Source organism: Enterobacter sp. PL_is514, from assembly GCF_055816715.1.
The window spans coordinates 101,697-124,532 of record NZ_JBVPGN010000026.1 but is presented as its reverse complement, the minus strand read 5'-3'; the positions used below and the strand labels follow the sequence as shown (position 1 = coordinate 124,532).

21 protein-coding genes are annotated in these 22,836 nt (G+C 59.0%); 8 read left to right on the top strand and 13 right to left on the bottom strand.

Annotated features, from left to right (window positions below):
* Window positions 1-2: 2 nt before the first annotated feature.
* Complete coding sequence (gene ascF, locus AC0TNG_RS03370) at window positions 3-1,454, bottom strand: PTS cellobiose/arbutin/salicin transporter subunit IIBC (protein WP_157189648.1); 1,452 nt, start codon at window positions 1,452-1,454, stop codon at window positions 3-5.
* 214 nt (window positions 1,455-1,668) lie between these two features.
* Here ascF and AC0TNG_RS03365 point away from each other — a divergent pair, with 214 nt between their 5' ends.
* The 4 genes from AC0TNG_RS03365 to AC0TNG_RS03350 all read left to right on the top strand — a co-directional run bounded on the left by AC0TNG_RS03365 (window position 1,669) and on the right by AC0TNG_RS03350 (window position 6,608).
* Complete coding sequence (locus AC0TNG_RS03365; RefSeq protein WP_032648032.1) at window positions 1,669-2,682, top strand: LacI family DNA-binding transcriptional regulator; 1,014 nt, start codon at window positions 1,669-1,671, stop codon at window positions 2,680-2,682.
* Window positions 2,683-2,816: 134 nt separating this feature from the next.
* Window positions 2,817-3,362: an electron transport protein HydN gene (gene hydN, locus AC0TNG_RS03360; protein WP_473713294.1), complete on the top strand. Its 546-nt coding sequence runs from the start codon at window positions 2,817-2,819 to the stop codon at window positions 3,360-3,362.
* A gap of 5 nt (window positions 3,363-3,367) precedes the next feature.
* Window positions 3,368-5,608 carry a carbamoyltransferase HypF gene (hypF, locus tag AC0TNG_RS03355; protein ID WP_473713293.1) on the top strand — a complete coding sequence of 747 codons (2,241 nt, stop codon included), beginning with the start codon at window positions 3,368-3,370 and terminating at the stop codon, window positions 5,606-5,608.
* On the top strand, window positions 5,586-6,608 hold the full coding sequence (locus AC0TNG_RS03350) for a HoxN/HupN/NixA family nickel/cobalt transporter (protein WP_248165739.1): 1,023 nt from the start codon (window positions 5,586-5,588) through the stop codon (window positions 6,606-6,608). The genes hypF and AC0TNG_RS03350 overlap by 23 nt, the downstream gene beginning before the upstream one ends.
* On the opposite strand, the gene AC0TNG_RS03345 is transcribed toward AC0TNG_RS03350, so the two are convergent.
* From AC0TNG_RS03345 to norV, 5 genes are all read right to left on the bottom strand, one after another.
* Window positions 6,581-8,248 carry an SgrR family transcriptional regulator gene (locus tag AC0TNG_RS03345; RefSeq protein ID WP_248165740.1) on the bottom strand — a complete coding sequence of 556 codons (1,668 nt, stop codon included), beginning with the start codon at window positions 8,246-8,248 and terminating at the stop codon, window positions 6,581-6,583. The genes AC0TNG_RS03350 and AC0TNG_RS03345 overlap by 28 nt on opposite strands.
* 132 nt (window positions 8,249-8,380) lie before the next feature.
* Window positions 8,381-9,871, bottom strand: a complete 1,491-nt coding sequence (gene nagE, locus AC0TNG_RS03340; protein WP_032648026.1) for an N-acetylglucosamine-specific PTS transporter subunit IIBC — start codon at window positions 9,869-9,871, stop codon at window positions 8,381-8,383.
* Between the two features lie 187 nt (window positions 9,872-10,058).
* Window positions 10,059-10,217, bottom strand: a complete 159-nt coding sequence (locus AC0TNG_RS03335) for a hypothetical protein (protein ID WP_162837374.1) — start codon at window positions 10,215-10,217, stop codon at window positions 10,059-10,061.
* 245 nt (window positions 10,218-10,462) lie between these two features.
* Window positions 10,463-11,596: an NADH:flavorubredoxin reductase NorW gene (norW, locus tag AC0TNG_RS03330; RefSeq protein WP_473702237.1), complete on the bottom strand. Its 1,134-nt coding sequence runs from the start codon at window positions 11,594-11,596 to the stop codon at window positions 10,463-10,465.
* Window positions 11,593-13,041, bottom strand: a complete 1,449-nt coding sequence (norV, locus tag AC0TNG_RS03325; protein WP_473702238.1) for an anaerobic nitric oxide reductase flavorubredoxin — start codon at window positions 13,039-13,041, stop codon at window positions 11,593-11,595. The genes norW and norV overlap by 4 nt, the downstream gene beginning before the upstream one ends.
* A 186-nt stretch (window positions 13,042-13,227) precedes the next feature.
* Here norV and norR point away from each other — a divergent pair, with 186 nt between their 5' ends.
* Window positions 13,228-14,742, top strand: coding sequence for a nitric oxide reductase transcriptional regulator NorR (norR, locus tag AC0TNG_RS03320; RefSeq protein WP_248272326.1), 1,515 nt, complete (start codon window positions 13,228-13,230; stop codon window positions 14,740-14,742).
* Here the strand turns inward: norR and gutQ are convergent.
* The 7 genes from gutQ to srlA all read right to left on the bottom strand — a co-directional run bounded on the left by gutQ (window position 14,739) and on the right by srlA (window position 19,649).
* On the bottom strand, window positions 14,739-15,704 hold the full coding sequence (gene gutQ / locus AC0TNG_RS03315) for an arabinose-5-phosphate isomerase GutQ (RefSeq protein WP_024907709.1): 966 nt from the start codon (window positions 15,702-15,704) through the stop codon (window positions 14,739-14,741). The genes norR and gutQ overlap by 4 nt on opposite strands.
* Complete coding sequence (gene srlR / locus AC0TNG_RS03310; RefSeq protein WP_024907708.1) at window positions 15,697-16,470, bottom strand: glucitol operon DNA-binding transcriptional repressor SrlR; 774 nt, start codon at window positions 16,468-16,470, stop codon at window positions 15,697-15,699. Before srlR ends, gutQ begins: the two co-directional genes overlap by 8 nt.
* A gap of 63 nt (window positions 16,471-16,533) precedes the next feature.
* Complete coding sequence (gutM, locus tag AC0TNG_RS03305) at window positions 16,534-16,893, bottom strand: transcriptional regulator GutM (protein ID WP_032648019.1); 360 nt, start codon at window positions 16,891-16,893, stop codon at window positions 16,534-16,536.
* Between the two features lie 67 nt (window positions 16,894-16,960).
* Complete coding sequence (gene srlD, locus AC0TNG_RS03300; RefSeq protein WP_023294411.1) at window positions 16,961-17,740, bottom strand: sorbitol-6-phosphate dehydrogenase; 780 nt, start codon at window positions 17,738-17,740, stop codon at window positions 16,961-16,963.
* 14 nt (window positions 17,741-17,754) lie between these two features.
* A complete protein-coding gene (gene srlB, locus AC0TNG_RS03295) occupies window positions 17,755-18,117 on the bottom strand; it encodes a PTS glucitol/sorbitol transporter subunit IIA (RefSeq protein ID WP_024907705.1) in 363 nt (120 codons plus the stop codon).
* Between the two features lie 12 nt (window positions 18,118-18,129).
* Window positions 18,130-19,089, bottom strand: a complete 960-nt coding sequence (gene srlE / locus AC0TNG_RS03290; protein WP_024907704.1) for a PTS glucitol/sorbitol transporter subunit IIB — start codon at window positions 19,087-19,089, stop codon at window positions 18,130-18,132.
* Window positions 19,086-19,649 (bottom strand): PTS glucitol/sorbitol transporter subunit IIC, encoded by a 564-nt coding sequence (gene srlA, locus AC0TNG_RS03285; protein ID WP_367896893.1) that lies wholly within the window; start codon window positions 19,647-19,649, stop codon window positions 19,086-19,088. The genes srlE and srlA overlap by 4 nt, the downstream gene beginning before the upstream one ends.
* A 251-nt stretch (window positions 19,650-19,900) precedes the next feature.
* Here srlA and mltB point away from each other — a divergent pair, with 251 nt between their 5' ends.
* From mltB to AC0TNG_RS03270, 3 genes are all read left to right on the top strand, one after another.
* Window positions 19,901-21,001 (top strand): lytic murein transglycosylase B, encoded by a 1,101-nt coding sequence (mltB, locus tag AC0TNG_RS03280; protein WP_193745671.1) that lies wholly within the window; start codon window positions 19,901-19,903, stop codon window positions 20,999-21,001.
* 312 nt (window positions 21,002-21,313) lie between these two features.
* Window positions 21,314-21,967: a metal ABC transporter ATP-binding protein gene (locus tag AC0TNG_RS03275; protein ID WP_048991903.1), complete on the top strand. Its 654-nt coding sequence runs from the start codon at window positions 21,314-21,316 to the stop codon at window positions 21,965-21,967.
* Entirely contained in the window at window positions 21,964-22,824 is an 861-nt protein-coding gene (locus AC0TNG_RS03270; RefSeq protein ID WP_473713292.1) for a metal ABC transporter permease, read from the top strand. The genes AC0TNG_RS03275 and AC0TNG_RS03270 overlap by 4 nt, the downstream gene beginning before the upstream one ends.
* The last annotated feature ends 12 nt before the right edge of the window (window positions 22,825-22,836 follow it).

Sequence of the window (22,836 nt, the reverse complement as noted above, 5' to 3'; positions counted from 1 at the left end):
ATTTATGCTTTTGCTGCGTTGTTCTGTACCGGTGCGGTCTGCAGGGCGCGCGCTTTTTCGGCGTCGTCTTCGACCGGAATATCCTCAAAGCCCAGTATCAGGGTCAGAACAAACGACAGCACCACTGCCAGACCCATTACGCCAAACACCCAGACGATGGTCATCGGGTTCGCCGGGTCGAAGAACTGTACGCTGGTAAACAGCCCCGGTGCCGCCATCGAGTGGCTGGCAAGACCCGCGATACCGGCTACCGCGCCGCAGATAAATCCGCTGATCAGACTCGCGATCAGCGGACGTTTCAGACGCACCGCCACGCCGTACAGGGCCGGTTCAGAGATCCCCGCCATAATAGCGGAGGCCGCCGCCGCCAGTGCCGTCTGGCGCAACTCCGGGTTTTTAGTTTTCCACGCCACCGCCAGTGACGAGCCGCCGAGCGACAGGTTAGCGCCGATTTCCGACGGCATGACCATCCCTTCTTTGCCCGTTTCGGCAATGGTCTGAATGATGGTTGGCGTAAACACGCGGTGCATCCCGGTCATGACCAGCAGCGGCCACAGCGCGCCCATAATGGCCACGGAGAGCCAGCCCAGATAGCCGTGAATGGTGTAAACCAGCGCGGAGATGGCGCTACCGATCCAGATGCCCAGCGGCCCAATCAGCACGATGGCGAGCGGGGCGGCAATCAGCACGATCAGCATCGGCTTGAGGAAGTTTTTGGTTACCGCCGGGGTGATGCGATCCACCCAGCGCTCGATGTATGACAGGCACCAGGTCATCACCAGCGCGGGGATGACGGTGTAGGTGTATTTCACCGCCGTCACCGGGATAAAGGCGAACTCGACGTGCTCGCCCTGCGCGGCTTTCGCCATCAGCTCGATAAAGCTCGGGTGCACCAGCACGCCCGCAATGGCGATGGCCAGCGACATGTTGGTTTTGAACTTCACCGCCGCCGAGGCCGCCACCATCAGCGGCAGGAAGAAGAACGCGCCGTCGCCGATGACGGTCAGAATAGTGAGCGTCGGCGCGCCTTTTGGCAGCACGCCGGTCATCTCAAGGATCATCGCCAGCAGCTTGACCATTGAGCCGCCGATGATCGCCGGGATCAGCGGGGACATGGTGCCGATCAGCGCGTCGAGGATCCCGGCGCCAATGCGGCGCAGCGTCAGCTTTTGCGGGCCTTCCGGTACGGCAGGCTGCAGGCTGGTTGGCAGCAGGCTCACCACTTCGCGGTACGCCTGCGAAACGGTGTTGCCGATGATGACCTGGCACTGGTTGTCGGTGCGCACCACACCGAGCACGCCGCTGATGCTTTTCAGGCGCGCGGTGTCGGTAAGGCTTTCGTCTTTCAGAACGAAACGAAGTCGCGTCATGCAGTGGGTGACGGCGACGATATTCTCTTTGCCACCCAGCGCGCTGACAACGTCGTTCGCCAGCGCAGCGTAATTTTTGGCCATCGGATGTGATCCTGTTATTGTTGTGTGAAATGTAGGAAACCGGTTCCACATAATCATCATGAGTTTCTTTGGATGAAACAAGATCGCTTTTTGACCATTTTTTTATTTCGTGACGCAGATCACCAGCAGGAACCCAAAGCGTGATTTCACCGCTGCGACAATTTTTCTGCAGTGCAGTACACTGCGCTCCATCAGATGCAGACGGAATAACAACATGACCACGATGCTTGAAGTGGCGAAGCGGGCAGGCGTTTCGAAAGCCACGGTGTCCCGGGTGCTGTCGGGCAATGGCTATGTCAGCCAGGAGACCAAAGACAGGGTTTTTCAGGCCATTGAAGAGAGCGGCTATCGCCCAAATTTGCTGGCGCGCAACCTGGCGACCAAACGTACCCAGACGCTGGGCCTGGTGGTGACGAACACCCTTTATCACGGCGTCTACTTTAGCGAGCTGCTGTTTCACGCCGCGCGCATGACGGAAGAGAAAGGGCGGCAGTTAATCCTCGCGGACGGCAAGCACAGCGCGGATGAAGAGCGCGAGGCGATCCAGTATTTGCTCGATATGCGCTGCGACGCGGTGATCATCTATCCGCGTTTTCTGAGCGTGGAGGAGATGGATGAGATCGTCGAGAAGTGCGAGCAGCCCATTATGGTGCTCAACCGCCGCCTGCGGAAAAACAGCAGCCACAGCGTGTGGTCCGATCATAAAGCCTCCAGCCAGGACGCGGTGTCACAGCTGATTGCGAAAGGGCATCGTGAGATCGCCTTTATCACCGGCTCGCTGGATTCTCCCACCGGGGTTGAGCGTCTCTCCGGCTATAAGGACGCGCTGGCGCAGCACGGTATTCCGCTGCGCGAGGGGCTGATTGCGCAGGGGAAGTGGAACCCCGCCAGCGGCGCGGCGGCGGTGTCCGAACTGCTTGCTCGCGGTGAACGCTTTACGGCGCTGGTGGCGAGTAATGACGACATGGCAATTGGCGCCATGAAGCAGCTGCACGACAGCGGCGTAGCCGCACCGGACGCGGTGTCGGTGATCGGTTTTGACGACGTGGCCATCGCGCCTTACATTGTGCCGTCGCTTTCCAGCGTACGCATCCCGGTAACGGAGATGATCAAAGAGACCATCAGCCGCCTGATCTTCATGCTCGACGGCGGCGAGTTTAAATATCAGCAAATTTTCTCCGGCGAGCTTGTCCTGCGCGACTCGGTTATTGACGGCCCGCACCGCTGATGTTGACAGCTGTCATCGTCATAAGTGACGATGACAGCACCGCTTTAATTTTCAAAGTCAATTAAAATCAATAGGTTAATTATTGGCACGGTTTATGAATATCTCCGGGCATAACTGTAATGCTGGAGAAGCAGATGAACCGTTTTATTATGGCCGATGCCAGTAAGTGTATTGGTTGCCGTACCTGTGAAGTGGCGTGCGTGGTTTCCCATCAGGCGGAGCAGGACTGCGCGTCGCTTACCCCTGACACGTTTTTGCCGCGCATCCACGTCATCAAAGGCGTGAATATTTCCACCGCCGCCATCTGTCGCCAGTGCGAAGACGCACCGTGCGCGAACGTCTGCCCGAACGGGGCGATTAAACGCGAGAAAGGCTTTGTGCACGTGATGCAGGAGCGCTGCATTGGCTGCAAAACCTGCGTGGTCGCCTGCCCGTATGGCGCGATGGAGGTGGTGGTCCGTCCGGTAGTGCGCAACAGCGGTATGGGGCTGAGCGTGCGTGCGGACAAAGCCGAAGCCAACAAATGTGACCTGTGCTACCACCGCGACGCCGGCCCGGCCTGTATGGAAGCCTGCCCGACGCACGCGCTGGTCTGCGTGGATCGCGACAAGCTTAAGCAAATGAGCGCCGAAAAGCGCCGCCGCGCGGCGTTCGACACCTCGTCATCGCTGCTGTTCTGAACCGTATGAGCAGCAACGGCGTTCAGCTGCGCGTGCGCGGCAAAGTGCAGGGCGTCGGGTTTCGTCCCTTCGTCTGGCAGCTGGCGCAGGCGCTTCAGTTGACCGGTGACGTCTGCAATGACGGAGAGGGCGTGCTGGTGCGCCTCGCGGGTAATGGGGGGGCCTTTACCGCGAGGCTGCATCAGGACTGCCCGCCGCTGGCACGCATTGACCGCGTGGAAGCGCAGCCGTTTACCTGGGCGCGCGTGCCGGAGGACTTTACCATCCGCCACAGCGTGGCCGGGACGATGGGCACCCAGATTGTGCCCGATGCGGCGACCTGTCCGGCGTGTCTGGCTGAGATGGGCGACCCGCTCGAACGCCGTTATCGCTATCCGTTTATCAACTGCACCCACTGCGGGCCGCGGTTTACCATTATCCGCGCCATGCCCTACGACCGCCCGGCCACGGCAATGGCCGCATTTCCCCTTTGCGTACCCTGTGAGACGGAGTACTGCAATCCTGCCGACCGCCGCTTTCACGCCCAGCCGGTGGCCTGCCCGGACTGCGGGCCCGCGCTTATGTGGCGTGCGGGCGACATGACTGCTGAGCGCGAGGCTGCGCTGCGCACAGCGGTGGCGATGCTGAAAAGCGGCGGTATAGTCGCGGTTAAAGGGCTGGGCGGTTTTCACCTCGTCTGTGACGCGCGTAACCCGCAGGCGGTCGCGACGCTTCGGTCACGCAAGCAGCGGCCCGCGAAGCCGCTGGCGGTGATGATCCCGCATGCGGATGACCTGCCGGAGACGATTCAGGCGCTGCTACGCTCACCCGCCGCACCCATTGTGCTCACGCCAAAAGCCTGGCTGCCCGCGTTCCCGGAAGGTATCGCGCCCGGTCTGGATTCCGTGGGCATCATGCTTCCCGCGAACCCGCTGCAGCATTTGCTGATGATGGACTGCCAGCGACCGCTGGTGATGACTTCCGGCAACCTTAGCGGCAGGCCGCCTGCCATCACCAACCGGCAGGCGCTGGAGGAGCTCAGCGGCATCGCGGACGGCTTCCTGCTACACAATCGCGATATTCTTCAACGAATGGACGATTCGGTGGTGGATCGGGACGGCGCAATGCTGCGCCGGGCGCGCGGTTTTGTGCCGGATGCCATCACGTTGCCTGCGGGATTCGAGAATATCCCCGCCACGTTATGCACCGGTGCGGAGATGAAAAACACCTTCTGCCTGGTGCGTGGCAACCAGGCGGTGCTGAGCCAGCATTTTGGCGATCTCGGTGACGAGGGTGTCGAAGCGCAGTGGCGCGGCGCACTCTCGACGATGCAGGACATCTACGCCTTCGAGCCGGAGCGCGTGGTGTGCGACGCCCATCCGGGGTACCGCGCGCGCCAGTGGGCGCAGGCGCAGGGGCTGCCCGTTGAAACCGTGCTGCACCATCACGCCCACGCGGCGGCGTGCCTGGCGGAAAACGGCTGGCCGCGGGAGGGCGGAGATGTTATCGCCCTGACGCTGGATGGGATCGGCATGGGTGAAAACGGCGCGCTGTGGGGCGGGGAGTGCCTGCGTGTCAACTATCTCGAGTGCGCGCATTTAGGTGGCCTGCCTGCCGTTGCGCTGCCGGGGGGCGATCTGGCGGCGCGGCAGCCGTGGCGCAACCTGCTCGCCCAGTGCCTGGCGTTTGTCCCTGACTGGCAGCGCTATCCGGAAACGCGCGCGGTACAGCGTCAGAACTGGCCGCTGCTGGCGAAGGCTATCCAGCGCGGCGTCAACGCGCCGCGGGCGTCGTCGTGCGGTCGCCTGTTTGATGCCGTCGCCTGCGCGCTGGGTATCGAAACCCAATCCTGGGAAGGTGAAGCGGCCTGCAGGCTGGAAGCGCTGGCGGCACAGTGCAACGGCGTCGAACACCCGGTTACGCTGTCGGTGGAAGACTTCGCGCTTTTCTGGCAGCAGTGGCTGAGCTGGCAGGCGGAACCCTGCGAGCGCGCGTGGGCGTTTCACGACGCGCTGGCAAAAGGGCTGGCGGAGCTCGCTGCGTTCCATGCCCGGCGCTTATCGCTGTCGACAATCTGTCTCAGCGGCGGTGTGTTGCACAACCGTCTGCTGCGCGCGCGCCTGCGTCATTACCTTTCTGACTTTACGCTTCTTTTTCCTTCGCGCCTGCCCGCAGGTGACGGAGCGATCTCCTTCGGGCAGGCGGTGGTCGCCGCAGCCCGGTCATGTTTACAAAGGACTAAAAATGTTACGACTGTTACGCAATGAACCTCGCGCCGCGCTCCTGCTGCTGGCTCTGGTAATGGCAAACCTGCTGGCCTGGGGATGGGCATGGCACACCTTTAGCGGCAGCACGGCGCTGATGGCGGCAAGTCTGCTGGCGTGGTGTTACGGGCTGCGACACGCGGTGGACGCTGACCACATTGCCGCCATTGATACCGTGACGCGTAAGATGATGCAGCAGGGCAAACGCCCGTCCGGCGTGGGGGCGTGGTTCTCGCTGGGCCACTCCACCATCGTGGTGCTGGCCTCCATTGCCATCGCCGCTACCGCCACGGCGTTTCAGAAAAACATGGAATGGTTCCACGAAACTGGCAGCCTGATTGGTACCGCCGTTTCCGCGACCTTCCTGCTGGCGATGGCGCTGGTGAATATGGTGATCCTGCGCGGCGTCTGGCGCAGTTTTCAGGCGCTGAAACACGGCAGGCCCGTGCAGGGCGATATCACGCTCCCTGCCCAGGGCGGCGTCATGAACTGGCTGTTTGGCAAGACCTTCCGCCTCGTCAATAAAAGCTGGCAGATGTACCTGGTCGGTTTCCTGTTTGGCCTCGGCTTTGACACGGCCACCGAGATTGGCGTGCTGGGGATCTCTGCCGCCAGTGCCTCCAGCGGGATGTCGGTGTGGTCAATCATGATCTTCCCGGCGCTCTTCGCCAGCGGCATGGCGCTGGTGGATACCCTCGATAACCTGTTGATGGTCGGTGCCTACGGCTGGGCGTTTAACAAGCCGCAGCGCAAGCTCTATTACAACATGACCATCACCGGCACCTCCGTGGTGGTGGCGCTGTTTATCGGCGGGCTGGAAGCGCTGGGTCTGCTGATGGATAAATTTGCCCTCAGCGGCGGCGTCTGGGATCTGATTGGCGCGGTAAACGACAACCTGGGCAACGCCGGGTTTGTGGTGGTCGGGCTGTTCGTTGCCTGCTGGCTGATCTCCATGGTCAACTACCGCTGGCGCGGCTACGACGCGCTGGTGGTGCGATCCTGAGCAGGGGGTAGCCAGGCGCGGGTAAAATCAAGCCAGCCGCTGGCGGTCAGCACAATGTCCTGCACGTTTTCCAGGGTGTTAAGACGGTAGCGGTAGTGGAAAAGCGGCGTACAGGCGCCGCTTTCCAGCAAGGAATGAAAGAAGGAGGGCAGGTGATTATTCAGGGTCTCCTCACTTTCACAATAACCCATCAGTTTCTGCTTCTCTTCTTGCCAGGTGTCCTCGCCTAAGGCCGTGGCCCACGCAGGCTCATCAAAAAACCACTCCACCAGGGCAAAGCCTGGCAGTTCACCCGCCAGATAGTCACCCAACAAAAGATCGGCCTGATCCAACGCGTTATGACCATGCCACTCTTCGCGATCTTTCCATTTCACCGTCACGTTGCAGCTGTGCTTTTTCAGGCGCGCGCGCAGAATATCGGCCAGTTCGCACAGTTCAGGTGTGTGATAGCAAACCAGCGAAAGCGTGGCGGGAAGCATCGCTTCCGAAGCCTGCGGGTATTGCGGTGGTGTCAGGCCTGGCAGTATTTCCGTTTGGGTTTCTAAATCATCCCGATGGAGAAACTGTTGATGAGTCATGCTCTGAATTTCCTGACGTAGCCAGGCCGCAAGCGGCTCGGGTAACCTGGCGTTTATCATTAGCCAGGCGAATCCGCCGCTGGTGGACGTTACCGCTGCCTGCGCATTTTGTCCTTTCCCGACGGTGATCCACGCCGGTTTTTGCGCCTCCGTACGGGTTCGCCAGAACTCTATCGCATGCAGTAGCGGATGGGCAGCAAAATACCAGGGCTGGCGCTCCAGGCGCAGGTAGTGAGAATGGTGGTGCGCAATGGCAAAGGGCCCGGCACCGATGTCCGGTTGCTGTGGATGTGGCAGGCGGCATACGTGGTGCGCGAGACGATGCGCCAGCATCGCATCGGGGATGGTCAGCTGTATCTCCAGACACCAGGGGGCAATAAGCAACGCCTTGCAGACGTGAGTCAGACCTGCATTGCGTGCCGGATCGGCCAATACCTGTTGCAGCGCAATGAGGATATCTTCATCGCTGATAGCTTGCCCATTGTGCCAGTGCGCACCGCTGCGCAGGTAAAAACGCCAGCGGCGTTTGTCTTCGTTGAATTCCCAGTGATGGGCTAGATCAGGTACTGGATGCGGCTGACCGGGCATATAGCGCGTTAACCCCGCGTGTACGGCGCAGATAATGTGCTGCTCAGCGCGACGACGCTGAAGCGCCGGATGAAGCGACGTCAGTGGACGATACCAGGGAATACGCAGGGTTGGCTGGTGCTTAAGCCACTTTCCGCCTAAAAAGGGTGTGATGATGTGATGCAGGCTGGCTGGATCGCCATCAGCCAGCTGCAGCGCGCTCTGGTAATCCCCCTTCTCCAGGCAGGCGTGCATCAGAGGGGCGCTGAGTTCGCTGGTGGTTGTCAGGCAGTGCAAGATGGCGCGATGTCCCCGTCCCGGCTGAGCATTCCAGCTTAACCATCCGCTCTGCGCCAGCTGGCGCAACAGGGTACGTGCATGACGTTCACTGCACAGCGCCACCTCGGCGACTTCAGCGATAGTCGTCGGCTTTGGCTCTGCGCCATAGTGTTGATAAAGCCGTTGATACTGACGGATTTTCTGAAGCTGGCGCATGTCGACGTACCCAGGATAAAAGGTGGATGGTGAGAGTGTAGGTTTTTTTGCGGAATAATTAAGGTCTGGATTGATAAAGTGTTCCGGTTTTGTTCCCCCTCCAGGGCGGAGAGGGAACCGGATTATGCAGCGTCAGATTTCAAGCTGTGCCCGAATCTTTAGCGCAATGCTTTCTGCCTGCGGGCCCAGAATAACCTGCGCATTCTGCGTACCCATTTTGAGAATACCTTTCGCGCCTAGCGATTTCAGCACGGGCTCATCCAGCACGCTGTTATCAACGAGCGTCAGGCGCAGGCGGGTAATGCAGGCATCGACAATCCTGAGGTTGTCTTTGCCACCCAGTGCCGCGATGTATTGTGCGATGGCTTCGCTTTGATCGTCAGAGTTACCCGCTACAGCCTCGTCGTCTTCGCGGCCCGGCGTTTTCAGCTTAAAGAAGCGGATCGCGAAGGTGAATACGACAAAGTAGATCGCGAAGAACAGCACGATCAGTGGGATCAGGATCCACGGCTTAGTAGCCAGTCCCCAGTTGAGAACGAAGTCGATAAGCCCGGCAGAGAAACCAAAACCGTGCAGTACGCCGAGGCTGTTGGTGATCACCATGCTCACGCCCGCCAGTACCGCATGCAGCGCATACAGAGCAGGGGCAAGGAACAGGAAGGAGAACTCGATGGGCTCGGTAATGCCGGTCAGGAAAGCGGTCAGAGCCACGGAAAGCAGCATCCCCCCTACGGTAGCGCGACGTGCTTTCGGTGCGGCGAAATACATCGCCAGCGCAGCACCCGGCAGGCCTCCCATAAAGATCGGGTAAGCCCAGGCCATGTAAACGCCTGCATGCGGGTCACCGGCAAAGAAGCGGTTAAGGTCGCCACGGGTCAGGTCGGTTGCAATCTGCGTGATGCTGGAACCGTCAATACCCGGTACAGCACCGCCAACCACCAGCCCTTTTACCACGTCAGGGGCCAGACAGATATTGTGTACCGCGCTGGCGGCATCGTAAGTCACTTTCAGGCAGTCGCCGAGGCTAAACCAGAAGACGGAGTGCAGAATGTAATGCAAACCGAAGGGGATTAGCGCGCGGTTCAGGACACCATAAATAAACCATCCCGGTTCGCCGCTGCGGGAGACAAACAGGCTGAAGGTATCAATACCGTGCTGCACGGAAGGCCAGACATACCCGCAAATCCAGGCGATGAACAGGCAAATAAGCCCGGTTACGATCGGCACCAGGCGTTTGCCCGCAAAGAAGGCGAGAAAGTCCGGAAGTTTGGTATTTGAGAAACGGTTATAGCAGTGACCCGCGACGACACCGGCAATGATCCCGGCGAAGAAGGACATGTTAATGGATGAGTTTATGACGGCCGTGGCTTTGGTAAGCACCAGGAAACCCACCGCCCCTGCGAGGGCTGCAGCACCGGCGTTGTCTTTTGCCAGACCAATGGCGATCCCTAAGGCAAACAACAAGGGTAGACTGTCAAAGATACCGCCACCGGCGCTGGCTATAAACGGAATATTAAAAACATCAGGCTGCCCGAGGCGTAATAATATCGCTGCAACGGGCAGGGTGGCGATTGGCAACATCAGGGCTTTACCCAGACGTTGCAGATAACTAAATGCGTTCATGAGAGTGGATTCCAAAAAGGACTTAATTCACGACGAAAAATAACACCTTTTATTTTAATGCGAAAGTCCCTGTAATAAAAATGTGATGCGGAATAAATTAATTTTTATTATATTTTATTAGCGAATTGTTCACGGCATAAACAATGATGAAGTAACTAATTTGTTCCGGTTTTAAACTGGTCGTGCTTCAGTTATCACGTTTACTCACCGGCATCATCAGTTCTCTCAGGCGCTCTATGCGCGCCTCCGGGCTGAGGTAGAGCCAGCGAAACAAAATATGTTCTGATTTTTTAGCCTGTTTAAAATAGGCGGAAAGGTAGTTGAGTTCTTTGCTAAAGGTGGTCATGGGATGTCTCCGGCTAATGGGTCTATTTTTAGGATAAGCCGAAAACAGGGAATAAAACAGGCTGGTGTTTATCAGGTGTTCCGTATTTAAATATTGATGGATGTAATGGTTAAGGGATTAATGGTGTTGATTTATCTTATTTGTATTTATGTCCTGAATAGAATTCGCAAAAAAAAGGCCCCGGGACATCGGGGCTACGGATAATATAATCCAATGGTTAAGTGAGCGTGGCAAGAGATTACGGGTTACGCGGGCAGCGATTTCAGCAGAGCGAAAGCCTCCTTCATCCGATCTTCGCTAACCACAAAGGCGCGTACCTGACCTTCGGCGTCAGAGCCGCGTGCAACCATTCCGTGAGGTTCAATGGCAATCTGCCAGCTCAGATCCATGCGCTGCGTCTCCCCCGCAAGATGCAACGGTAACTCTGGCGTTTTAACCTTCACCAGCATGGCGGGGAGTTTCAGCGGTGCGCTGCCGCCGAGCAGGTTTTTCGCCAGATACATGGCGCTCAGCTGTATCGGCTGCAGGAAAGGCAGCACCTGACCGTTGATTTCAGCGCAGTCGCCTAACGCGTAAATATCGGGCTGCGTGGTTTGAAGGTAGCTATTTACCTTCACGCCACGGCCTGTTTCGGCGCCTGCACGATGCGCCAGCGCAGTTTCCGGGCGCAGGCCCGTCGCCGCGATAACCACATCCACCTCAACGCTGCGGCTGCGGTCGAGCGTGGCACGAATACCGCCTTCGGTTTTGCGCAGGCTTTGCAGCTGCGATTTCAGCAGCAGATGCACCCCCATGTCGGTCAGACGATGCTGTAAGCGACTGCTTACTTCTGCGGGCATCAGCGCCGACAGAATGCTCGCCGCATGGTCGACCAGGGTCACCGATTTGCCCGCCCGGCAGAAATCCATCGCCAGCTCGGTGCCGATCAGCCCCCCGCCGACAATCATTACCCGCTGTGCGTCGCGAAGCGCCGTTTCGCTGGCCTGATACGCCTGTTGGCTGTTGAGGGTGAGCATCAGCTCGCGGCCCTCAATCGGCGGCACGAAAGCAGAGGCACCCGTGGCCAGCACCAGCCTGTCGTACTGCCAGGTTTTCTCCTTCGCTTTCACCACGTGTGCGGCGGCGTCGATATCGGTGACCCAGGTGTACGGAAACAGACGCAGGTTGAACTGTTCCGCGAACTCCCCCGCCGTCTGGCGGGTGAGGTCTTGGGCGCGCTGATTCTGGCTAATAACGTGGCTTAAATCAGGTTTGTTGTACTCGTCCATGCTGTCGGCGGCAATCACCGTCAGCGGCACGCTGGCATCCTGCTTGCGGATGTTTTTCACCAGCTGACGGGCGGCAAAGCCCGAGCCGATGATGACGATACCGTTGCTCATTTTGCCTCCGTACCCAGTTCGTCAAAGACGTCCTTACCGAGGGAACATTCCGGGCAGAGGAAATTGTCCGGCACGTTGCGCCACGGCGTGCCCGGGGCAACATCCTGCAGCGGTTCGCCCAGGTCAGGATCGTAAATCCACTGGCAGACGCTGCACTGCATGCGCGGGCCGAGATCGGCGGCTGCCGCGGCGGCACAGGCGCAGGCTTCCTGCTGTTCGGGTGCTTTTGCCGCCACTTCCGGCAGCGGAGCGAGCGCCCACTGACGGGCAATGTCGCGACCGTGCTGGCGACAGATCTCCAGGGCGTCGATATCCGGGCGCCACTTGGCCTTCAGGCTCATGGACATCTCAAAGCCCGCATCCTGTAAGCGGGTGGAGAGACGGTCTACCGCGCCGCCGCTCCAGCCGTGGGAGCCAAAGGCGCTGGCGCGTTTGTTACGGAAGCGCAGGCCGGTCATCTCTTCTACCAGACCGGCAATTTTCGGCATCATCACGTTGTTCATGGTGGAGGTGCCCACCAGCACGCCCTTAGAGCGGAACACGTTGGTTAACACCTCATTCTTATCGCTGCGCGCCACATTGAAGATTTTCACCGCCACGTTCGGGTCCACTTCGTTGATGCCCTGGGCAATGGCGTCCGCCATCATGCGGGTGTTGTTGGACATGGTGTCGTAGAAAATAGTGATGCGGTCTTCCTGATAGTCCGCCGCCCACTTCAGGTACAGCTCGACGATCTGGGTGGGGTTTTCACGCCACACCACGCCGTGGGAGGTGGCAATCATCTCCACCGGCAGGTTGAAGCCGAGGATTTCGGTGATTTTCGGCGTGACCAGGCGGCTGAACGGCGTCAGGATGTTGGCATAGTACCGCTGGCACTGCTCGAACAGCTCTGTCTGATCCACTTCGTCATTAAACAAACGTTCGTCGCAGTAGTGCTGGCCGAAGGCGTCGTTGCTGAACAGCACCGCGTCACCGGTCATGTAGGTCATCATGCTGTCCGGCCAGTGCAGCATCGGGGTTTCCACGAAGATCAGCTGCTTGCCATTACCGATATCCAGCGCGTCGCCGGTTTTCACGATGTGGAAGTTCCACTCCGGATGGTGGTGGTGGCCGTTGATCGAGTCGATGGCGTTGGTGGTGCAGTAGATAGGTGTGTTCGGGATGTAAGACATCAGCTCGGTCAGCGCACCGGCGTGATCTTCTTCCGCGTGGTTGATGATGATGTAATCGATGGTGTCGAGATCGATTTCGCTGCGCAGGTTCTGCACGAACTCGCGGCTGAACTTGTGATCGACGGTATCGATCAGCACGTTTTTTCCTTCGCGGATGAGATAGCTGTTGTAGCTGCTGCCGCGCAGCGTTTTATATTCCGTCCCGTGGAAATCACGCACTTCCCAGTCACGTTGACCGACCCAATGAATGTTATTTTTAACCAGAATAGACATAGCAACCTCTACGTAATACAGCATTTTCAAATAAGATGGTTTGCTTATATCAAGTTGCGTGCCAACTTTTAATTTATTGATTTTACTTAATTAATTTTTTTATGATCCGTAATTGGTAGTCATTATGACTATTCAAAACAGTGTCACTATGACAATATGCATTGTCAAAATGACAGCGAGGCAGACATGAGCTTTTCCGTAGACGTGCTGGCGAAGATCGCCATTGAGCTGCAAACCGGTATTGGCCATCAGGACCGCTTTCAGCGGTTGATCTCCACGCTGCGCCACGTGCTGGCGTGCGACGCTTCGGCGCTGCTGCGCTACGAAGGACGGCAGTTTATTCCCCTGGCGATCGACGGCCTGGCGAAGGATGTGCTCGGACGGCGCTTTGCCCTTGAAGGCCATCCGCGTCTGGAAACTATCGCCCGCGCGGGTGACGTGGTGCGCTTCCCGGCGGACAGCGACTTGCCCGATCCGTACGACGGGCTTATTCCCGGCCAGGAGAGCCTGAAGGTGCACGCCTGTATCGGCCTGCCGCTGTTTGCCGGGCAAAACCTGATTGGGGCGCTGACCCTCGACGGCATGTCGCCGGACCAGTTCGATACTTTCAGCGATGAAGAGTTGCGCCTCATTGCGGCGCTGGCCGCCGGGGCGCTTAACAACGCGCTGCTGATTGAACAGCTGGAGAGCCAGAATATTCTTCCCGGCAGCCCGGCGGCGTTTGAGCAGATAACGCACACAGAGATGATTGGCCTCTCGCCGGGCATGGCGCAGCTCAAAAAAGAGATTGAGATTGTTGCCGCGTCCGATTTGAACGTGCTGATCTTCGGGGAGACCGGCACCGGCAAGGAGCTGGTGGCGAAATCCATTCACGAAGCCTCGCCGCGCGCGATTAACCCGCTGGTGTACCTCAACTGCGCCGCGCTGCCGGAGAGCGTGGCGGAAAGCGAACTGTTTGGTCACGTTAAGGGAGCGTTTACCGGGGCCATCAGCAACCGCAGCGGCAAGTTTGAAATGGCCGATAACGGCACGCTGTTTCTGGATGAAATTGGCGAGCTGTCCCTTTCGTTACAGGCCAAGCTGCTGCGCGTGTTGCAGTACGGCGACATCCAGCGCGTGGGGGATGATCGCAGTCACAGAGTGGACGTTCGCGTGCTGGCGGCGACCAACCGTGACCTGCGTGAAGCGGTGCTGGCCGGGCAGTTCCGCGCCGACCTGTTCCACCGCCTGAGCGTGTTCCCACTTACCGTGCCGCCGCTGCGCGAGCGCGGGGACGACGTGGTGCTGCTGGCGGGCTATTTCTGCGAGCAGTGCCGTCTCAGGATGGGGCTTTCCCGCGTGGTGCTGAGCCCGGGGGCGAGGGCGCATCTGTTGAGCTACGGCTGGCCGGGCAACGTGCGCGAGCTGGAGCATGCGATCCACCGTGCGGTGGTGCTGGCGCGGGCGACGCGTTCGGGTGACGAAGTGGTGATCCACGCGCGGCATTTTGCGCTGCAGGATGAAACCGCACCGGCTGTCGTGCAGGCGGCGCCAGAGATAGCGAATGAAAATCTGCGTGAAGCCACGGAGGCGTTTCAGCGTCAGAGGATTACCCGCGCGCTGGAGCAGAATAACCGTAACTGGGCGGCGTGCGCCCGGGCGCTGGAGATGGACGTCGCCAACCTGCACCGGCTGGCGAAGCGTCTCGGACTGAAGGGTTAGATAATCCCGGCCTGATAGAAATCCTGCAGGTTGATGGCACCGCACAGTCTGCCGGCGTCATCCACCACCGGCGCGGCGGTGATTTTGCGCTTCATCAGCACCTCTTTGGCTTCAATGGCGCGGCTCTCGGCGTTCAGCGTCAGCCCGCCCTGTGTCATGGCGTCCGACACTTTGGTTTCCAGCTTGCCGCCGCCCACCAGCCAGCGGCGCAGGTCGCCGTCGGTGAACACGCCTTTGACGTACCCGTCGTCATCGCACACCGCTACCAGCCCCAGGCCGGTGCGGCTCAGCTCCAGCATCGCGTCCATGACGCTGGTATCGAGTTTGACCTGCGGAATAGCATCGTCGGTGCGCATCAGGTGGTGAACCTTGTTGAGCAGGCGTGCGCCGAGCGCCCCCGCCGGATGCGAACGGGCGAAATCTTCTTCGTTAAAGCCGCGCGCCTGCATTACCGCCATCGCCAGCGCGTCGCCCATCATCAGCGTGTTGACGGTGCTGGACGTCGGGGCGAGGTGCATCGGACAGGCTTCACGCTCAACGGAAATATCCAGCGTCGCTTTGGCGGCCAGCGCCAGCGGCGAGCGGGATTTCCCGGTCATCGCCAGCAGGGCGACCGATTTTTCCTGCAGACGTGGAATGATGAGGTCCAGCTCTTTGGCCGAACCGGAGTAGGAGATAAACAGCATTACGTCGCGGCTTTCTATCATCCCCAGATCGCCGTGCAGCGCCTCTGCAGGATGCACGAAGAACGCCGGGGTGCCGGTGCTGGCGAGCGTCGCAGCAATCTTTTTGCCGATATGGCCGGATTTACCGATGCCTGCCACGATCACTTTGCCTTCGCAGTGGATAATAGTGTTGGCGGCACGGACAAAATCCTCGCCCAGACGTTCCGGCAGGCGGCTGGCTTCCTGCAGTTCCAGCATCAGCGTCTGGCGGCCCGTTTCTAACAGAAAATCACTCATCTCTTTCTCCGGTTACGATCACGTCGATTCCTTTCTCTTCCAGCGCTTTCCTGAACGCCGGGTCGATACCCGCGTCGGTAATCAGCTTATCAACGCTTTCCAGGCTACAGACGATGTTGGGGCTTTTGCGGCCAAACTTCGACGAGTCTGCCATCAAAATTACTTCCCGCGCGGCGTTGCACATGGCTTTACTGACGCTGAACACCTCGTTGAACGTCGTAACCCCCGCGTTCAGGTCGATGCCGTCGGTGCCCATGAACAGTTTATCAAAGCTGAAGTGGTCGAAGGCGTTCTCCGCCAGCTGGCCGTGAAATGAGGCGGATTTTTTGCGGAAGGTGCCGCCGGGCATCAGGATGGTCTGCTCGCAGTCGTTCTCCGACAGGGCGTTGACGATGTGCAGGCTGTTGGTCATCACCGTGATGTTGTTAAAGCGGCTGAGCAGCGGGATCATCTGCAGGACGGTGCTGCCGGCGTCAAGGATAATGGAGTCACCATCGTGGATAAATTTCACCGCCGCTTCGGCAATCAGCGCTTTCTGGTGGGTGTTGATCAGCGTTTTGTGATCGATAGGCGGGTCCGCTTCATCCTTATTGAGCACCACGCCGCCGTAGGTTCGAATGACGGCGCCAGAGTTTTCGAGCAATACCAGGTCCTTGCGTATTGTCGTGCCGGTGGTGTCAAAGTAGTGGGCCAGATCCTCTACCGAACATTTTCCCTGCTTTTGCAGATGTTCGAGAATGGCCGCCTGCCGCTGACGAGGTTTCATAGGCGCTTCGTTCCTTAGGTTGCGAAATGATAATTTCGCAAGTCTATAGCTTTCACAACGAAATTATCCATGTTTCAGATTAAGCGCTAATGATAGTGCATTCTGACAGAGTGGATCATGGGGAAAGATCACATCAGGCTGCAATTCCTGCAACGAAATGCCGTTAATTGCCTGGATTTTCACCGGACGGGCAAAGACGGTCATGCCGCGCATGAGCAGTGAATCGCAGACGTTATTGTTTTCATCCAGCGCAATAGCCACGACGACCCGCGGTTTGAAGCGTCCGCCGGAACGTCCGACTCCGACGCGACCTTTCTGACACAGGGCATCAAACGCGCGGTTAAACTGGTGGATTTGCCAGCCGCCGAACGCCATCTGGCAGAGCCAGGCGAGGGCGGCAACGGTGATGAGTGCGGTGACCATATCGGCTCCTTATTGTATTCCCTCTCCCTGTGGGAGAGGGTTAGGGTGAGGGCATCAGGCCGCTCGATCAGAACATGACCTGCCCACCGGTGACGTTAATCGACTGCCCGGTGCAGTACGAGGCTTTCGGGCTGGCGTAAAACAGCAGCATGTTCAGCACGTCCTGATAGTCGCACCCGCGCTTCAGCGGCACTTTATCGATGTAGTACTGCTCCACCTCTTCCGCTTTGATGCCAAGCTTGGTGGCGTACTGCGGCAGCAGGGACTGGAACATCGGCGATTTCAGCAGGTTGCCCAGCATCAGCGAATGCACGGTAATGCCGTATTCGGCCAGATCCAGCGCCAGAGACTGCGTCAGCCCCACGCCGCCAAACTTCGCCGCGCTGTAGCCGGAGTTATGCTTGCTGCCCACTTTCCCTGATTTTGAGTTGATCTGAATGATGCGCCCCTGAATGCCGTCGCGGATCATCAGACGGGAAAACTCGCGGGCGCAGAGGAAATAGCCCACCAGATTCACCTGCAGCGAGCGGTCAAAATCCCCCAGTTCGAAATCGCTGATAAAGGCCGCTTTCGCAATCCCCGCGCTGTAGACCAGCAGGTCGGTGCGTCCAAAAATCTCGTCCACGCCGCGGGCCAGCGCCATCACGCTCTGCTCGCTGGTGGCGTCGGCACCAAACCCGTACGCCATCCCTTCGCCAAACTCGGTGTTAATGGTGTCCGCCACGCGGGCGGCTTTTTCACTCTGAATGTCCACTACCGCCACGCGATAGCCCTCAGCGGCAAGCCCACGGCAGAGGAACTCGCCTAAGGTTTGTCCTCCACCAATGACAACGGCAACCTGACTCATGTGTTTCTCCTTAATTACGCAACAAATTTTAACGTGCAGCCTGGGGTGACAGCCTGCGGAACCGGACCATCAACGTGAACCGTGCCGGGATACTCCGCCTGCGGCTGGCCGTCGAAACGCAGGGTGATGTGGCCCAGCTCGCGCAGGTTTTGTTCAGCGACGTCGCCGACGGCGGTGACGGCATAGCGCGCCTCGCCCAGCTCCAGCTGGCTTCCTGCCTTCAGCTCGCCCTTCAGCTCGCCGTGGCAGTGGATAAAGCAAAACTCTTCGATATCCGCAGGCGCCCCTTCGCGGAAGGTGATTAGCATCTGGTCGCTCAGCGCGTCGGCCGCGCTCTGGCCGATGCGGGTAATGGTGGTCTGGTAAATCACGGTCATCGCAGGAACCTCTTATTGATAAATAAAGCCGGAGACAAACCAGGCAATCAGCACAGTCGGCGCGCCCGTCAGGAAGCGGCTGACCAGCACGGACGGCACGCCCACGCGCACGGTGTCCTGGCGCGCTTCCGCCAGCGACAGCCCCACGGGGATGAAATCGCACGCCGCCTGGGCGTTAATGGCAAACAGGGCGGGCAGGGCGAGGTGCGGAGGGATGTTCCCCAGACCAATCTGCACGCCAATCAGCACGCCGATGACCTGGGCAATCACCGCGCCCGGGCCGAGGAACGGCGACAGCAGCGGGAAGGAGCAGATCAGCGCCAGCGTTACCAGCCCGAGCGGGTGGCTGGCGAGCGGGGCGAGGCCGTGGGCAATCCAGTCGCCCAGGCCGGAGGCCATAATGATGCCGATCAGCGCCGAGACGAACGCCATAAACGGCAGAATGGTCTTCAGCACAGTGTCGATGGTGTCGCGCCCGGACTGGAACAGCACCGCCACGGCGGAACCCATGCCCATCCCGACCTTCGCCAGCAGGCCGTCGCTCTGCTCGGTGATTTTCTTGCTGGTGTCGTACTCGCGCGGGGCCGCTTTTTGCGGCGCGGGGTTGCCATTCACCAGCGTGATGTTGTCCTCCTTCACGCCTGAGACATAAATGTCTTCAAGAATGTACTGCGCCAGCGGGCCGGATTTTCCGGTGGAGTGAATATTTACCGTCGGAATGCGGCGCTTCGGATAGATGCCGCAGCGCAGCGTGCCGCCGCAGTCGATCACCGCCACGCCGATTTCCGCTTCCGGCGGTTCCCCTTCCTTGAAGCCGTCGACCGCTTCCCAGCCGGTTAGCTCGCGCAGCCTGTCGACGATCGCCGGGCGCGTCCCCGCGGTGATGTAAACAATCTTTTTGCCTTCGGTGGCGTCGAACTCCAGCGGGCCGCCCCAGCCGCCCGTGCCTTTCTCAATGCGGATCCGGTTCATGCTGTGGCTCCTGAAAGATGAACTTTCTGTTCAAGCTGGATGCCCATTTTTTTCTCAAAAATGGCGGTGGTGAGGTCCGTCACCCAGCCGCGGAAAAAGTTGGTGACCAGGCCGACCAGCAGGTAGCTCACCGCCAGCGGGCCGAGCGGCAGGCCAATCGTGGTGAGACCGCTGGCGATCCCGAGATACACAAACAGCTCGCCGGGGTTGATGTGCGGGAACAGGCCGTTCATCGAATGGCAGCTGTAGGAGGCGGCGGCGTAATAGCTCGGCTTGTACTTTTCCGGCATGAAGCGACCGAGGCTTAAGGTCATCGGGTTGCAGAACACGAAGGTGCCGATAAAGGGCAGTATCAGGTAGCGGGACAGCGGATTCCCGGCACAGCGCTGGGCGAAGCGTTCAATACGCTGCTGGCCAATAAAGTTGATCAGCGCGTTCATGATCACCAGCAGGCTGATCAGCAGGGGCAGGATCCCGGTCACCATGCCGGTGAACACTTCTCCGCCTTTCTGAAACAGCCCGATGAACCACTCGGCGCCGTGGGTGATGGTTTCTATCATTCTTCTCTCCTGTGGGGCGTTTGTTTTTGTCTATCTGCGGCTAATAATAATCACTTTGAAAGGTTTTAAAGTGTTAGTTAGATCTCACAATGAAAGAAAAATGGATTATTTTGAAAGTTAATTGACGTGGTGAATGATTTTCGGTGTAAAAAAGCGCGGATTTGCGTGGGGGAGGTGCGTACCGCTTCCTTGAGGTGTTGCGGATGCTTTACCATACTGGGTTCTTATCGAACCCGTTAAATGGATGTCTCATGTTCAAGCGTCGTTATGCAGCGCTGTTGCCTGCGCTTATTCTGCTGTCTGCCTGTAGTAGCAAACCTAAGACCGAAGCCGTTCAGCAAACGGCGGGTGCGCCTTCCGGAGGATTCCTGCTGGAGCCGCAGCACAATATGATGCAGATGGGCGGCGACTTCGCGAATAACCCGGCGGCCGAGCAGTTCATCGATAAAATGGTGAGCAAACACGGCTTTGACAGACAGCAGCTGCACGAAATTTTGTCTCAGGCCAAGCGTCTGGACTACGTGCTGCGCCTGATGGACAGGCAGGCGCCGACGGCCCAGGTGCCGAGCGGGCCAAACGGAGCGTGGCTGCGCTATCGCAAACAGTTTATTACCCCGGACAACGTGCAAAACGGCGTGGTGTTCTGGAATCAGTATGAAGATGCGCTCAACCGCGCGTGGCAGGTGTACGGCGTACCGCCTGAAATCATTGTCGGGATTATTGGCGTGGAAACCCGCTGGGGCCGCGTGATGGGTAAAACCCGCATCCTGGATGCGCTGGCGACGCTCTCCTTTAACTACCCGCGCCGCGCGGAGTATTTCTCTTCCGAGCTGGAAACCTTCCTGCTGATGGCGCGCAACGAGCAGGACGATCCGCTCGATCTGAAAGGGTCGTTTGCCGGCGCGATGGGCTACGGCCAGTTTATGCCGTCGTCCTATAAACAGTATGCCGTCGACTTTAACGGAGATGGTCACATCAACCTGTGGGATCCGGTGGATGCCATCGGCAGCGTGGCGAACTACTTCAAAGCGCACGGCTGGGTGCCGGGCGGCCAGGTGGCGGTGCAGGCGAACGGTCAGGCGCCGGGGCTGGAAAATGGCTTCAAAACCAACTACAGCATTTCGCAGCTGACCGCGGCAGGCTTAACGCCAACGCAGCCGCTGGGTAATGCGCAACAGGCGAGCCTGCTGCGTCTGGATGTCGGAACGGGCTATCAGTACTGGTACGGCCTGCCGAACTTCTACGCCATTACCCGCTATAACCACAGCACTCACTATGCGATGGCCGTATGGCAGCTGGGGCTGGCTGTATCCCAGGCCCGCGTGCCGGCGGCGTCACCGTTTAGTCAGTAAGCTGCTCCGACGGGTAGGCCGGGTAAGGCAACGCCGCCTCCCGGCATGGCTGCGCGCACGGTGCGGCCTGATGCCCTCACCCTGACCCTCTCCCACGGGAGAGGGAAGTTTTGCAGAAACATTTCGCCACACTCCCTTTTAAACCCTCCATTTACATCTTAACCGTCTTTTATTATTGTTATGTTATAACATTTAATGCGGTGTCGACATGTCAACGTCCCTTTTTTCTCTGTCTGCTCTGGTCCGGCTTTTGCTGGCGCTGGTGCTTGTTGTCTTTATCGGGCTGGCCGTGCGCTGGGCGGTGGCATTGCCATGATCGTGATGAATGAACTGGTCGCGGGTTATGAACGCCTGCCCGTTACGCGACCCCTCTCGGGCACGATTGAGCGCGGAAGCATGACCGCCATTATCGGCGCTAACGGCTGCGGGAAATCCACGCTGCTGAAAACGCTGGCGGGATTTATCCCGCCCGTCAGCGGTGGTTTCCGCTGGCAGGGTAAGCGTCCGGTAATCGGCTGGCTGGCACAGCGTCACGCGCTGGAGGCGCAGTTTCCGCTGACCGTACAGGACGTCGTAAGCATGGGCTGCTGGCCGGGCATTTCGCTTTTCTCCGGGTTTCGTCGCGAAACGCGGCTGCGCATTGCCAGCGCGCTTGAGCGCGTTGGGCTGGCATCCATGGCGTTATCCACCATTGATGAACTCTCCGGCGGTCAGTTTCAGCGCATGCTGTTTGCCCGCGTCCTGGTGCAGCAGGCGCCGCTGGTGATGCTGGATGAACCCTTTACCGGGGTCGATGAGGCCACCTGCAACGTGCTGATGGATGTGATGCTGGAGATGTATATGCAGGGACAAACGCTGCTCGCGGTACTGCACGACAGCGAACGCGTGTCGCGCCATTTCCCGCAGACGTTACGGCTGGATGCAGACGTACCTCAGTGGAAAACCGAGCGGGTGAGGGTGGCATGATCTGGCATCTCTTTTTTCAGCCGTTTATTGAGTACGGCTTTATGCGTCGCGCGCTGGTGGTTTGCCTGGCGCTCTCCGTCAGCACTACCGCGCTTGGCGTGTTTCTTCAGCTGCGCCGGATGAGCCTGATGGGCGATGCCCTTTCTCACGCCATTTTACCGGGTGTTGCCGTGGGCTATTTGCTCAGCGGTATGTCGCTGCTGGCGATGAGTATCGGCGGTTTTATCGCGGGCATTACCGTGGCGCTGCTGGCCGGTCTGGTCAGTCGCCGCACGCCGCTGAAAGAAGATGCCAGCTTTGCCGGGTTTTATCTTGGCTCACTGGCGCTGGGGGTCACGCTGGTGTCGCTTCGCGGGTCGAATGTCGATCTGCTGCATCTGCTGTTTGGCTCCATCCTCGCCGTGGACAACGACGCCGCGCTGTTTGTCACGGGCGTGTGCATGTTCACCCTTATCGTACTGGCGATGTTCTATCGCGGACTGGTTACCGAAGCGTTTGACACCGCCTGGCTACAGGTGAACGCCCGCTGGCTGCCCGGCCTGCTGCACGGACTGTTTCTGGCGCTGCTGGTGCTTAACCTGGTGGCCGGTTTTCAGGTGCTCGGCACGCTGATGGCCGTCGGGCTGATGATGCTGCCGGCCGTGGCGGCACGATGCTGGGTACGCACGCTACCGGCGTTACTCCTGATTGCGGGTATCAGCGGTATTTTCTGCGCATGGCTGGGGCTGAGCCTCTCCTGGGCGATGAGTCTACCGGCCGGGCCATCCATTGTGCTCACCGCCAGCGCGCTGTTCTTTATTTCCATTTTATTGGGTACGCGAAGCAGGCTCGCTGGCAGTCTGCGGGCGTATTTTTAACGCAAGGGGAAA